This is a genomic window from Bradyrhizobium sp. Gha, assembly GCF_900113735.1.
GTDB lineage: Bacteria > Pseudomonadota > Alphaproteobacteria > Rhizobiales > Xanthobacteraceae > Bradyrhizobium.
In genome coordinates, this window is the sequence record NZ_FOQM01000010.1 from 92,268 (window position 1) to 105,963 (window position 13,696).

Annotated in this window: 12 protein-coding genes; 5 read left to right on the plus strand and 7 right to left on the minus strand. The window is 64.8% G+C overall.

Annotated elements, in window-relative coordinates; translation table 11 throughout:
* Positions 1-113: 113 nt before the first annotated feature.
* From BM222_RS15370 to BM222_RS15380, 3 genes are all read right to left on the minus strand, one after another.
* Positions 114-938: a DUF1236 domain-containing protein gene (locus BM222_RS15370; RefSeq protein ID WP_092229071.1), complete on the minus strand. Its 825-nt coding sequence runs from the start codon at positions 936-938 to the stop codon at positions 114-116.
* A 220-nt stretch (positions 939-1,158) separates the two neighbouring features.
* Complete coding sequence (locus BM222_RS15375) at positions 1,159-1,926, minus strand: DsbA family protein (protein ID WP_092229072.1); 768 nt, start codon at positions 1,924-1,926, stop codon at positions 1,159-1,161.
* Between the two features lie 112 nt (positions 1,927-2,038).
* A complete protein-coding gene (locus BM222_RS15380; protein WP_092229073.1) occupies positions 2,039-3,433 on the minus strand; it encodes a M48 family metalloprotease in 1,395 nt (464 codons plus the stop codon).
* Between the two features lie 176 nt (positions 3,434-3,609).
* Here BM222_RS15380 and BM222_RS15385 point away from each other — a divergent pair, with 176 nt between their 5' ends.
* From BM222_RS15385 to BM222_RS15395, 3 genes are all read left to right on the plus strand, one after another.
* Positions 3,610-4,797 (plus strand): pyridoxal phosphate-dependent aminotransferase, encoded by a 1,188-nt coding sequence (locus BM222_RS15385; protein WP_092229074.1) that lies wholly within the window; start codon positions 3,610-3,612, stop codon positions 4,795-4,797.
* Positions 4,798-4,884: 87 nt separating this feature from the next.
* Positions 4,885-5,442, plus strand: coding sequence for a biotin transporter BioY (locus BM222_RS15390; protein ID WP_092229075.1), 558 nt, complete (start codon positions 4,885-4,887; stop codon positions 5,440-5,442).
* Positions 5,443-5,526: 84 nt separating this feature from the next.
* A complete protein-coding gene (locus BM222_RS15395) occupies positions 5,527-6,861 on the plus strand; it encodes a dicarboxylate/amino acid:cation symporter (RefSeq protein WP_092229076.1) in 1,335 nt (444 codons plus the stop codon).
* A gap of 31 nt (positions 6,862-6,892) precedes the next feature.
* Here BM222_RS15395 and BM222_RS15400 read toward each other — a convergent pair whose 3' ends face one another.
* Positions 6,893-7,771: an SDR family oxidoreductase gene (locus BM222_RS15400; RefSeq protein WP_092229077.1), complete on the minus strand. Its 879-nt coding sequence runs from the start codon at positions 7,769-7,771 to the stop codon at positions 6,893-6,895.
* A 104-nt stretch (positions 7,772-7,875) separates the two neighbouring features.
* Here BM222_RS15400 and BM222_RS15405 point away from each other — a divergent pair, with 104 nt between their 5' ends.
* Positions 7,876-8,706, plus strand: coding sequence for a helix-turn-helix transcriptional regulator (locus BM222_RS15405; protein WP_092229078.1), 831 nt, complete (start codon positions 7,876-7,878; stop codon positions 8,704-8,706).
* 61 nt (positions 8,707-8,767) lie between these two features.
* Here BM222_RS15405 and BM222_RS15410 read toward each other — a convergent pair whose 3' ends face one another.
* Genes BM222_RS15410 through BM222_RS15420 form a run of 3 tightly spaced genes read right to left on the minus strand, consistent with a single transcriptional unit; the run spans position 8,768 to position 12,776 of the window.
* A complete protein-coding gene (locus BM222_RS15410) occupies positions 8,768-10,000 on the minus strand; it encodes an NAD(P)/FAD-dependent oxidoreductase (RefSeq protein WP_092229079.1) in 1,233 nt (410 codons plus the stop codon).
* A gap of 14 nt (positions 10,001-10,014) precedes the next feature.
* Entirely contained in the window at positions 10,015-11,229 is a 1,215-nt protein-coding gene (locus BM222_RS15415; RefSeq protein ID WP_092229080.1) for an MFS transporter, read from the minus strand.
* A gap of 50 nt (positions 11,230-11,279) precedes the next feature.
* On the minus strand, positions 11,280-12,776 hold the full coding sequence (locus BM222_RS15420) for an amidase (RefSeq protein ID WP_092229081.1): 1,497 nt from the start codon (positions 12,774-12,776) through the stop codon (positions 11,280-11,282).
* 212 nt (positions 12,777-12,988) lie between these two features.
* On the opposite strand from BM222_RS15420, the gene BM222_RS15425 reads away from it, so the two are divergent.
* The gene (locus BM222_RS15425) at positions 12,989-13,663 is read left to right on the plus strand and encodes a helix-turn-helix domain-containing protein (protein ID WP_092229082.1); all 675 of its coding nucleotides are present in this window, start codon (positions 12,989-12,991) and stop codon (positions 13,661-13,663) included.
* Positions 13,664-13,696: the final 33 nt, after the last annotated feature.

A 13,696-nucleotide genomic window follows, 5' to 3' on the forward strand; every position in this document is an offset into this window, starting at 1 on the left:
AAAACCTGTGCGGAAGCTACGGAAATTGCTTGTTAACCAGTGCAAAGCATGGCTGTCGCCCAACGCAAAGGGGCGGGCATCGCTGCCCGCCCCTGAGCTTGCTGGCTATCGCCTTAGGTGTTCAGGACAGCCACGATCTCATAGGTGTCCGGATTGATGACCACGATCTCGTCCTTGACCAGGACGTACTTGTAGGTCCGCCATTCCGGATAGATCGTCACGACCCGGGACGGCAAGGCGTGCAGCTCGATACCCTCGCGCGGAATGCGGGTGCCGACCGCGACCGAGAAGTTCACGTTGGTCACCGGGCGCACGTGCTCCTCGCGGATCACCGAGGTGATCTGCGTGCGCTGCTCGGTCGAGAGCTTGGCGCCGGCGCCGGCCTGGCCGACCGTCGTGTTGGTGCTGCTCTGGCCCTGCGCATTCTGGTTGGTGCGCGTCTCGGTGCCCTTCTGGTTCTCCGCATTGTTGGTCGAGGCGCCGGTCTTGCTGCCCTCAGCCTTCATGTCGTTCTGGTCTTTGCCGGACTTGCTGGTGTCCTGGCTCATGCTCTTGGACTTATCCTGCTGACCCTGCGCGCGTTCCTCGCTGCGCTGGCCCTTGGTGGCGCCGGACTTCTCCTCGGCCGCGTTCTTGTTCATCTCACGGCCGGAGTGCTCGTCCTTGCTCGCGCCCGAGGACTTCTCCTCGGCCGAGGTGCCGGACTTCATGCTGCCAGCCTGGCCGACGGTACCTTTCTCATGAGTGGATTTCTCATGGGTGGATTCCTTGCCCATCGAGCCGCCGCGCTCGGCGGCGCCGCCTGACGACTGCGAGTGCTGCATCGGCTGCGCGCCAGCGCCGCCGTTCTCGTTCTTCATCGTGCCCTGTGCGTTCGCCAATCCGGTGCCCGCCACGAGCGCGAGTACGGCAACGGAGATCATAAAGCGATTAGACATCGAATTCTCCTCACGTGTTTCTTTTGCGTCATTGCCCGCGCCATCAACGAAAGGAGGTTTGAGTTGTTCCGGAACATCTGCTGTTCCCCGGTATTTGTTTCCTAAATAGGGGATGAACGTCCGCGCCGGATTCGCGCCAGGATTTGTTGCAGCGCTCGGCAACGAAAAAGGCCGGCTTTTCAGCCGGCCCTCATTATGTCTGTGAATTGCAAAAGTCTGATCAGCAGGTCGCTTTGCCGCAGCGGGCGACGCCGATCTTCTCCTTGAGGCCCTCGAGGCCGACGGCGCCGACGACGATCTGCTTGCCGATCACGTAGCTCGGCGTGCCGTTCATGCCCATCGCTTCGGCGAGCTTGAAGTTCTCCTCGATGGTGGCGCGCACCTCGGGGCTCGCGATGTCCTTCTCGATCTTCGCAGTGTCGAGGCCGGCTTCCTTGGCGGCCTGCATGGCGCGCGCCTTGTCGGCCGGACCGCGGCCGCCGAGCAGCTTCTGGTGGAAGTCGAGATATTTCTTGCCGGAGGGATCCTGCATGCGCACGGCGACCGCGACCTGCGCCGCCTCGACCGAGCCCTGGCTCAGCACCGGAAATTCCTTCAGCACGACCTTGAGCTTGGGATCGGACTTCAGCAGGTCGAGCATGTCGCCCATTGCCCGCTTGCAGTAGCCGCAATTGTAATCGAAGAACTCGACGAAGGTGACGTCTCCGTCCTTGTTGCCGAGCACGACCTGGCGCGGCGAGTTGAAGATCGCATCGGAGTTTTGCGCGACGCTGGCCTCGTGCTTCTCGGACTCGGCCGCGGCCTGGCGCTTGCTGAGCTCGGTCATGGCCTCCTCGAGCACCTCGGGATGGGTGACGAGGTAGTTCTTGATGATCGCCTCGATATCGGTGCGCTGGGCATCCGAGAAGGTCTCGGCCGAAGCCGGTCCCGTTGCGCCGAAAATGGCGAGCGCAAACAGCGCGGGAGCAAGCAGGCGCAGCGAAGGCATTGGCAAATCCTCTTATCCAGAGCAGGTTTCGAAAAAGTCCCGGCGGACTTAAGCCGGTGTCGTGACGTCAAAGTGGCGGTCGTGATCAGGCGCAGTGATACTTGCCTTGAGTCTAGTTGCGCGGCGGTTTCGACGCCACGATGTCGTCGGCCTTGACCCATCCGGGCGTGCCGACGGCGAAACGGGTTTTCGCGCGCGTGGCGAGTTCGCGAGCGGTCTTGTTGTCGCCGCGCAGGTAAGCGGCCTGGGCGGAGGCGAGATCCGCCTCGGCATAGTCTCCCTTCCGGCCATAGGCCATCGCGAGCTGGGTGTAGCCGATCGGCGCCTCGGGCTCGCGTGCCACCGCCGCACGGAGAATCCTGATGGCATCGTCCGTGTAGGCCTTATTATCGGTTCCAACCAGAGCCTGCCCAAGTAACATCTCGATGAGGGCCGCATTGCTCGAGAGCGCGACAGCCTTGCGCAGGGGCGCGATCGCATCGGCCGGCTTGCCGCTCTCCAGCAGGGCCTGGCCCTTGACCTCGTAGAAATACGGGTTGTTCGGCTGCACTGCGATCAGCGCGTCGACTTGGGCCAGCGCGCTGCGCAAATCGCCATGCAGATAGGTGCTGATCGCCCGGGCATAGCGCGCCGGCAGGCTGTCATTGGTGAGGGGATAGCGACGGTACACCGTCTCGGGCCGTTCCATGAAGGCCGAGATCTTGGCGCGCACCATGTCATGGCGAAGCTGAAGCGCGGGATCGTCCTTCTTGTCCCAATAGGGGCTGGTGCTGGCGAACTCCTGGAGCGCTGCGACGCGCTCGGCGGGCATCGGGTGCGACTGCAGATAGGGATCGGCGCCCCGCGCGGCGAACAGGCTCTCGCTGGTGAAGCGCTTGAAGGTCTCGTACATGCCCTTCGGCGACTGTTGGGTGGCGGTCAGGAATTTGACGCCGGCGCGGTCGGCGTTCTCCTCCTGCTGGCGCTGGTAGGACAGCAGCGAACGGCGGATCATCTCCTGCGGACCGGCGATCGCGGCTGCGCCGGCATTGGCGAGGCCGTTATTGCCGCCGCGGCTGGCACCTGCCGCGATGGCGCCGGCACCGAGCAGCATGGCGATGATCATCTGGGTCTGGGCGCTGGCGAGCTGCTCGCGCAGCTTGGCCAGATGGCCGCCGGCCAGATGGCCGGTCTCGTGCGCCAGCACGCCGATCAGCTGGTTCGGCGTCTCCGACTGGAGGATCGCGCCGTAATTGACGAAGATGCGACGGCCGTCGGCGACGAACGCGTTGAACGAGCTGTCGTTGATGATCACCATCTGGATGTTCTGCTTCTCCAGACCCGCAGCCCGCAGGATCGGGCGCGTATATTCGCGCAACAGCTGCTCGGTTTCGGTGTCGCGCAGGACCGGGGGCCCTTTGCCTTCTTGCGCCCGGGCCGCGGAGAACGGTGACAGCACCATGGTCGCTGCCGTGACAATGGCGGTCAGCGCCGAGGCCTTCTTGCGCAATGCGATCTGGAGCAACATCAAACGGTCTGGATCAAACGGGCTTGGAATGCAGTCTTATGCTTGGTTTTGGCGATTGGCGGCGGACCGGATACGCGTTATGCCCTTATGAGCCGTATAATGCGGCTAGTCTGGGGCGCAAGCGCCCTGTTTTGCGGACCGGACGGACCGGGCCGCCAGCGAAATAGCAGAAATCGATGCACGATGCGACATTGAGGAACCGGGCGGGGCAGTGGCTCGAGCCGTCCCGCCGCAGTGATGTTCCCCCGTTCATGGTGATGGACGTGATGGCGGCTGCCGCCCGGATCGAGGCTGATGGCGGCCATGTCATCCACATGGAGGTCGGCCAGCCCGCCGCGGGCGCGCCGAAGACGGCGATTGCGGCCGCGCAGGCGGCACTCGCAACGGCGCGGATCGACTACACCTCGGCGCTCGGCATCCCGAGCTTGCGCGAGCGCATCGCGCGGCATTACCGCGATGCCTACGGCTGCACCGTCAGCCCCGACAGGATCGTGGTGACCACCGGCTCTTCCGGCGGCTTCATCCTGGCCTTCCTGTCGATGTTCGAGCCCGGCGATCGCGTCGCCGTCACGGTGCCGGGCTATCCGCCGTACCGCCACATCCTCACCGCGCTCGGTTGCGAGCCGGTGCTGATCGAGACCACCAACGAGACGCGCCATGCGCTGACTGGCGAGGCGCTGCTCGCTGCCCATCGCAAGGCGCCGCTGAAGGGCGTGCTGGTCGGCAGCCCCGCCAATCCGACGGGAACGATGATGTCCCGGGAGGCGCTCGCCGGCCTCATCACCGCCGCCGAGGATGCCGCCATCCGCTTCATCTCCGACGAGATCTATCACGGGCTCGATTACGCGTTTCCGGCCGTGACCGCAGCGGCACTGTCCAACGATGCGCTCGTGATCAACTCGTTCTCGAAATATTTTTGCATGACGGGCTGGCGCGTCGGCTGGATGGTCGTGCCTGACATTCTGGTGCGTCCGATCGAGCGGCTGCAGCAGAACCTCTCGATCTCGGTGCCGTCGCTGTCGCAGATCGCGGCCGAGGCCGCCTTCGACGGTGCGGCCGAGATGGAGGAGATCAAGCACGGCTATCAGGAAAACCGGCGCATCCTGATCGAGGGATTGCCGAGGGCGGGCCTCGCCAAGTTCCTGCCGGCGGACGGCGCATTCTACCTCTATGCCGACGTCTCGGATTTCACGTCCGACAGCTTCGATTTCGCCAAGCAGATGCTGGAGAAGGCCCACGTTGCGGCGACGCCCGGGGTCGATTTCGATCCGATCCACGGCCGCTCCTTCGTCCGATTCTCCTATGCGCGTTCGGCCGCGGAGATGCGCCAGGCAGTTGACCGGATCGCTCACTGGCTTAAATAGCCGCCAGTTTTCGCGACACTTCCGGAGTTCATCTTGTCTGACCGAACCGTCCAGTCCGCCGCCGCACATTCTCCTCTTGCCGCAGTGATGTGGCCAACGCGGCCAGCAGAAGCTGTCAGCGCCTTGCGTGCTGTCGTGCTGATCGCGCTTGGCACCGCAATGATGGCGCTATCAGCAAAGGTGAATTTGCCACTGCCTTACGTGCCGATGACGTTGCAGACGTTGGTCGTGCTGGTCATCGGCGCGGCTTATGGCTGGCGCCTTGGCAGCGCAACCATGATTGCCTATCTCGCCGAAGGCGCGATGGGACTGCCGGTGTTCGCCGGCCCGGTTGGTGGAATCGCGCCGCTGGTTGGCCCAACCGCCGGCTATCTCTACGGCTTCGTGGCTGCAGCCTTCGTCACCGGCTGGCTTGCCGAGCGCGGCTGGGACCGCAATGTCGGGCTACTGTTTGTGGCGATGGCAGTCGGCCATGCCGTTATTTTCATCGGCGGTTTCGTCTGGCTGGCCTATGGCATCCACCTCGGCGCGGGTAAGGCCTGGCTGGTCGGCGTTGCGCCCTTCATCCTGGCCTCCATCATCAAGAACACGCTCGCGGCTGCGCTGATGCCGGCGGCGCGTCGGATCATCGATCGCCCCGCTTAAATTTCACAGCACGGAATGTTCCAATTGACAGAGCCAGCCAAATTGAATTTGGCTGGCTCTGAGCTTTAAGGGGGGAGTAAAACAATGACAACGACAACGATGGCCGCCACGCCGGCCGCACCTGCTTCGGCCAAGCCGTGGTATAAAATTCTCTACATCCAGGTGCTGATCGCCATCGTGCTCGGCGCGATCGTTGGCGCGTTCTGGCCGTCGGTCGCGACCAACGACTGGATCAAGGCTCTTGGCGACGGCTTCATCAAGCTGATCAAGATGGTGATCGCTCCGATCATCTTCTGCACCGTGGTCTCCGGCATCGCCCACATCCAGGATGCCAAAAAGGTCGGGCGGATCGGCGTCAAGGCGCTGGTCTATTTCGAAATCGTCTCCACTTTCGCGCTCGTCATCGGCCTCCTCATCGGCAACGTGGTGAAGCCGGGCGCAGGCTTCGGCAATGCCGCCGCCAACGCGCAGGCCGTCGCCGGCTATGCCAAGCAGGCCGAGGGCCAGAAGAGCGTCGACTTCATCCTGCACATCATTCCCGACACCGTGGTCGGCGCTTTCGCCCAAGGCGAAATCCTTCAGGTCCTGCTGTTCTCGGTGCTGTTCGGCTTCGCCATCATGGGCCTCGGCGAGCGCGGCCACGTCATCCGCAGCTTCATCGACGATGCCGCGCATGCGGTGTTCGGCGTGATCTCGATCGTGATGCGCGCCGCGCCACTCGGCGCGTTTGGTGCGATGGCCTTCACGATCGGCAAGTTCGGCACCGGCGCCATTCTCAATCTGATCGGCCTGATCGCGACGTTCTACCTGACGGCGGCGTTGTTCATCCTAGTGGTGCTCGGCATCATCGCGCGCGTCGCCGGTTTCTCGATCTTCAAATTCCTCGCCTACATCAAGGACGAGCTGCTGATCGTGCTCGGCACCTCGTCATCGGAAAGCGCGCTGCCGACCTTGATGGAGAAGCTGGAACGGCTCGGCTGCTCCAAATCGGTGGTCGGCCTCGTGGTGCCCACGGGCTATTCGTTTAACCTCGACGGCACCAACATCTACATGACGCTGGCGACGCTCTTCATCGCGCAGGCGCTCGGCTACGATCTCACCTTCAGCCAGCAGCTCACGATCCTGGTCGTGGCGATGCTGACCTCGAAGGGAGCCTCGGGCATCACCGGTGCGGGCTTCATCACGCTGGCTGCGACGCTGGCCGTGGTCGATCCGCGCCTCGTGCCCGGCATGGCGATCGTGCTCGGCATCGACAAGTTCATGAGCGAGTGCCGCGCGTTGACCAATCTCTGCGGCAACGGAGTGGCCTGCGTGATCGTCGCGTGGTGGGAGGGCGAGCTCGATCGCGACAAGCTCAACGCGCGGCTGAGCCGGCAGATCGATCCGACCGACATGGAAACCGCCGTCACGACGGACTGATCTGCGAGCGCATCTGACGGCGTAGTGCGCGTCAGGCCTGGAAGTAGTAGGGCTGATCGAGATCCTCGATCAGCCCTTTTTCCTTTGGCTCCCAGCCGAGAGCCGCGCGCGTCCTGGCGCTTGATGTCGGCACATCGACGCCGGCAAATTGCGCGAACCAGCCGAAATGGTCGGCGGCTTGCTCTGCCGGTGTGGAGACGACGGGCAGGCCGAGCCGCTTGCCGATCACCTCCGCAATCGTCTTGAACGGCACGCCTTCCTCGGCAATCGCGTGATAACGCGGTGCGGTCGCGCCTTGCTCGAGCGCGAGCCGATAGACCCGTGCAGCATCGAAGCGGTGCGCGGCGGGCCAGCGGTTCATCCCGTCGCCGATATAGGCCGCCACGCCTTTCTGGCGCGCGAGGTTGATCAGGATCGGGACGAAGCCGTGGTCGCCTTCGCCATGGGTGGTCGGCGGCAGACGGACTACAGCGGCGCGGACACCTTCGAGAGACAGCGCGGTGGATTCCGACACACGCGGAAAGCGGTGCGCCGACTCGTCGTCCTCCGTCGCAAGGCGGCCCGGCGCCAGCAGGGCGACACCAGACGTGACGACGAGGGGGCGGTCGGAGCCCCTGAGCTCCTCGCCAAGCGCGAGAATGGCGCGGCGGTCGAGCTCGCAATTGTCCAGGAACTTCGAGAAGTCGTGGTTGAAGCCGAGGTGCAGCACGCCGTCGGAGGCGGCCGCGCCGCTGCGCAAGGACGCGTGGTCTTCCAGGGAGCCGCGATGGACCTCGGCGCCCATTGCGGCGAGCGAAGCCGCGCCGGCGTCCGAGCGGGCAAGGCCAGTGACACGGTGGCCGGCGGCGATCAGGTCGGCAACGACGGCAGAGCCGACGAATCCGGTTGCGCCAGTGACGAAGACACGCATGAGCAGTTCTCCAAAAAATTGCAAAGTGGTTGGTGGAGGACAGCATCTGCACTAGAGTTATCCGGGTAAAGTAGTGACATTATCAGGGTATGATAACTAACGGGATGAGCGAGGCCGCGGAGAACCTGCTCGGGACCTATTTGAAGGACCGCCGTACCAGGCTGGACGCGGCCGCATTCGGCTTTGGCGGCAGCCGCCGGCGTACGCCGGGGCTGCGGCGCGAGGAGGTGGCGCAGCGGGCCAATATCAGTCCGACCTGGTACACCTGGCTGGAGCAGGGCCGGGGCGGCGCGCCGTCCGCCGACGTTCTCGACCGCATCGCAGGCGCACTCTTGTTGACCGACGTCGAGCGCGAGCATCTGTTCCTGATCGGGCTCGGTCGTCCGCCCGAGGTGCGTTACCAGGCGCCGGAGGGCGTTTCGCCGCGGCTTCAGCGCGTGCTGGACGCGCTGGAGACCAGCCCGGCCATCATCAGGACTGCGATCTGGGACGTCGTCGCCTGGAATCGCGCGGCCACGATCGTGCTGACAGATTATTCAAAGCTCGCTCCCGAGCAGCGCAATATTCTGCGCCTCATCTTTTCCGAGCCGCGCGTGCGCGCAGCGCAATATGATTGGGAGAGTGTGGCCCGCTTCGTGGTCGCTGCCTTCCGGGCCGATGCGGCGCGGGCCGGCGCGGTCTCGCATGTCGCCGAGTTCGTCGACGAGATGTGCCGCCTCAGCCCCGAATTCGCCGGGCTGTGGCGCGACAACGATGTCCGCTCCCATGGCGAAGGCGTCAAGCATCTGCGCCATCCCGTGCTCGGCCGGGTCGCATTCGAATATTCGGCCTTCGCGGTCGACGGGCGGCCGGATCTCGGCATGGTCGTCTACAACCCGGCGACGCCGGAGGATGCCGAGCGCATCAAGGCCCTTCTGGCCAGGCAAGGCGACTGACGCATGATCCGCTGGTGCGTCTGACGGCCGCGCTCGCTGTGCTTGCCGCGAAAGCGGAGAGCTAGAACCGCTCCGGCCGGTACGGCGTCGGGTCGATGGACGGCGTCTCGCCGTTCATCATCTCCGCGAGCAGGCGTCCGGTGGCGGGTCCGAGCGTGAAGCCCTGGTGGCCGTGGCCAAAGTTCATCCAGAGACCGGGGTGACGCGAGGCGCGGCCGAGCACGGGCAGCATGTCCGGCGTGCAGGGGCGGGTGCCGAACCATGGCTCCGGTTCGGCGCGCTTGCCGAGATCGATCAGCTCGCGCGCGGAGGCTTCGGCGCTGGCAAGCTGCACCGGCGTTGCCAGTGCATCCGGTCCCGTCAACTCTGCGCCCGTGGTGATGCGGATGCCCTTGGCCATCGGTCCCATGGCGTAGCCCTGGCCCTTGTCGACCAGCGGCAGATCGAGCGAGGCGCCGCCGCCGTAGTGCATGTGGTAGCCGCGCTTGCGCACCAGCGGAATCCGGTAGCCGAACTTGTGCAAGAGATCCGGCGACCACGGCCCGAGTGTCACGACGGCGTTGGCTGCATCGATGCGGCCACTGTCGGTGTCGACGGACCATCCGGTTGCCGTCTGCTGCAGCGACTGCGCATCGCCGAGCACGATGGTGCCGCCTGATCGTTCGAACAGATCGGCGTAGGCGGTGACGAGGGCGCCGGGATCGGACACGGTCCAGGTGTCGAGCCAGTGGATCGCGCCGGGAAGATCGTCGCGCAAAATCGGCTCCGCTTTTGTCAGTTCGCTGCCCGAGAGCACGCGAAAATTCACGCCGAACTCGCGGCGGTCTTCCTCCGCCGCCTTGATCGCCTGGTCGAAGGAGGTGGCGTCACGATGCAGCACGCGATACCCGGCACGCCGGATCAGATTGTCGGCATGGGCTTCGCGGATGAGGACGTCGTGCTCTGGTGTCGCAGTGGCGATCAGCCGAGCCCACGCCGCGATCGCTTCGCGGTGCCGCTTCGGTGCCGAGTGCCACCAGTAGCGGAGCAGGGGCTCGATGTGGCGATGCAGAGAGGAAAAGCTGTAGCGGACGTCGTTGGTGCGCCCGGTCGCGATATCAAGGAGTGACGTGAGATCGCGCGGCATGGCATAGGGCCGCATTGCTTCGGCCTGGATCATCCCGGCATTGCCGTAGCTGGTCTCGCGGCCGGGCTCCCTGCGGTCGACCAGCGTGACCGTCCAGCCGCGCTGCTTCAGATGCAAGGCGGCGCCGACGCCGACCATGCCGCCGCCGAGAATGATTGCGCTTTGCATCGGCAGAACTCCTGTCAGGCCGGCTTCGGCGCCAATTTGGGCTGCGCCGTGTTGATGGTCGCGGCGACCACGACCGACATCGCCGTCATCGCCACCAGGAAGCCGAAGGCCGCGTCGAATGATCCGGTCCCAGTCACGATGAACCCCATGATGGCGGGGGCGACAAAGCCCGCACTCTGGCCGCCGAGATTGACCATGCCGACGCCCGATCCGATCTGGTCGTCTCGGAGCAGTTTGGTCGGAAGCGCAACCACCGAAGCCAGCACGAAGGATTTGAAGAAGTAAACCACAGACTGGTAGATGATCAGCATCGTGATCGTCTCCGCCTTGTACATGGCGTAGAGGAAGATGCCCGTTAACGCGGAGCTGCCGATCAGCAGATATTTTTCGCGCTCGGCAAAGAAGGTGGTCATCACCCAGCCGCCGATTGCGGTTGCGAATGTCGCCATCACGAACGGGATCGGTGCCACCACGCCGACGGTCTTGAGGTCGAGCCCGCGCTGCTGGAGCAGATAGAGCGGCATCCAGGAATCCAGGCCCTTGTTGACGCAGCTGAGCCCGAACCACACCACCATCAACTGCCAAAGCAGCGGATTCTTCATCAGCTCGCGCATCGGCGCCCGCGGCTTTGCCGTCACGGGTCCGACGCCGATCCGTGCGAGATGCGGCACGGAGACGAAGTAAATCACCGCAAACAGGACACCGGCTATGCCGATCGTATTGAAGGCATGACGCCAGCCCAGCCAGAGGATCAGCGGCGCCATGATCAGCGGCGCGACCATACTGCCGGCATAGTTCGACGACAGCAGCAGGGCCGACATTTTCGGCCGGCTGTCCTTCCTGAACAGCTCCGCTATGGCGCGAATGCTTGCCGGGGGAAAACCGCCCTCGGCGATGCCGAAGATGAAGCGGATCGCGATCAGCGAGGTCAGCGACCAGGCGAGGCTCGTGAACGACGTGAACAGCGACCACATCACGATGGTGGCGATGACGACGTATTTCGAGCCGAAGCGGTCGGAGAGCCATCCGCCCGGCACCTGCATCGCGGCGTAGCCCAGGAAGAACGCGCTGATGACGATGCCGAGGTCGGCGGCCTGGAGATTGAAGTCCTTGCCGATCTGCGCCAGCGCCAGCGAGATCGCGGCGCGGTCGATGTAGGAGATGCAGTAGGCGAGATAGAGCAGGACGAAGGCGACGATGCCAGTCTTGCGGTTCGACAATTCGGCCATGCTGATCTCCGCGATGCCGGCGCCCCGGCGGGGATGGCTACTTGTTTGATCTATTCCCAGGTGAGGAAGCCCGGCGTCGAGGACAGGGGCGGCGCGGCGGCGAGCCGTGCGAGGTCGGGAACAGGCCGACACATCTGTGGATCGTTTGTGAACGCTGCCTCGATGCTCGCGGCGACCGAGAGCACGATCCCATCGCCGCCGCGGGGGCCGACGATCTGAAGGCCGAAAGGCAGGCCGGCCTCGTCACGGCCGAGCGGGATGCTGATCGCGGGGTGGCCGGGGAGCGTCACGGCGTAGGCGAGCGCGAGCCAGTGGAAGTAGGATTTCGTCGGCGTCCCGTCGATCTCGGCGGGATAGAGCTCCGACCATGGCCGCGGGCTGAGCGTGATGGTCGGGCTGATCAGCACGTCGTGGTTTTGGAAGAAGCTCTGATAGGCGCGATAGATCCGCGTCTGCGTGGTCGCGGCGCGCGCGTGATCTTCGAGCGTGTAACTCAGGCCTTCCCTGACGTTGGCGCGGACATTGGGGCCGAGCGTCTCGGGCCGCTCTTGGTAATTCTTGCCGTGCATCGCCAGGAACTGGCCGGCGCGCAGCACGGCGAAGGCATCGTCCGCCCCGGTGCAATCGGGCGTCGCCTCGCGACATTCGGCAAACAGCGGTGCGAGCTTGCTCACGCGCGCGCGAAACACACGGCGGATGGCCTGCTCGGTCGGCGCGAAGCCGAAGTCTTCGGTGACAGCGAGGCGGAGCTTGCCGAGCTCTGCGGGACGTGGCGCGGCCCAGCGTTCGGCGCGTCCGCGCAAGGGCTCGCCGGGAAGTGTGTAGGCGAGCGGATCGCGGGCATCGTCGCTCGCCATCACCGATAGCATCAGCGCGGCGTCAGCGACGTTGCGTGCCATCGGTCCATCGGTCGACAGATTGGACCAGCCGAAGGCCCGCTTCTCGCTCGCCACGAGGCCGTAGGAAGGACGCATGCCGACGATGCCGGCATAGCCCGCGGGATTGCGCAGGGATCCGCCGGTGTCGGAGCCCGAGGCAAGCGGAGCCATGCCACAGGCGAGCGCGACCGCCGATCCGCCGGAGGAACCGGCCGCCGAACGCATGGGATCGAAGGGATTGCCGGTCGCGCCGAAGACGGGATTACGGGTGTTGCCGCCCGCCGCCCATTCCGGCGTGTTGGTCTTGCCGAAGATGATGGCGCCCGCGGCACGCAGCCGCGAGACCGAGCCCTGGTCGGCGGCCGGGACGTTGTCGCGCAACAGGGGGCTGCCGTAGGTCGAGCGCATCCCGGCGGTGTCCTGTGTGTCCTTGATAAGGATCGGGAGCCCCTGCAGCGCGCCACGATCCTCGCCGCGCAGGATCGCGGCCTCGGCTGCCTTTGCGGCGGCGCGCGCGCCGGGTTCGTCGAGCGTCACGACCGCGTTGACGGCCGCGTTGGTGGTGGCGATGCGGGACAGGCAGGAGTCGAGCAGCTCGACGGGCGAGATTGTCCGGGCGGACAGCCGGCGGCGCAGCTCAACGGCATCGGTGTCGCAAAGCTGGGACAATGCCAGACCCCTTTCAAATTATGAAAACAGTTTAGCATATCGGAAAGCGCGTTGGGCGCACCAATATTCGTCAAAGCCGCGCTTTATTCATGCAGAAATCCCGGATCGATGCCCGAGAGGCTAACCTAGAAGAGGTATCCAGGGGCATTTGCGCCAAAAAGATTAGGTGGATCAGCGAACATTTTTTCCAAGCCGCGTGCTAGCATTGCTGCATGAGCGAGATTACGACGCCCGAAGGTGCCAATTCCCAGCTCGGCCAGTGCCTCAAGGCGGCGCGCCAGGCGCGTGGCCTGACGCTCAAGCAGGTCGCGGAGCGGACCGGCATGGCGCTGTCGACCCTGTCCAAGGTCGAGAACGGCCTGATGTCGCTGACCTATGACAAGCTGCTCCAGCTCACCTCCGGCCTGAAGATGGAGATCGCGGAGCTGTTCAATCCGGCGGTCGCGGCGCAGGGCCGGCCGGTCACCGCGCGGCGGAGCATCAGCCGGGCCGGGCAAGGGCAGCTGATCAATACGAAGTTCTACACCTACACTTATCAATGCACCGATCTGATCGGCAAACGCATGGTGCCGATCGTGGCGGAGGTCCGCGCGCGTTCGCTGGACGAATTCGGTCCGCTGCTGCGTCATGCCGGCGAAGAGTATTTTCTGGTGACGAGCGGGCGCGTCGCTGTGCACACCGAGTTCTACGCGCCGGAGATCCTGGGCGAGGGGGACGGCATCTATCTCGACAGCACCATGGGCCATGCCTACCTCAATGCCGGCGAGGCAGCTTCCGCCAAGGGCGTCTGTCTCTGCACCAGCGAGGCACCCGATCTCTACGACCAGCTTCGCCAGATCGCATCGCGCGACGTGGCGCCGCCCGGTGAGGACGAGCTGCCGCCGTAACGCTCCGGTGAGGCATGAAACGAAAAACGCCCG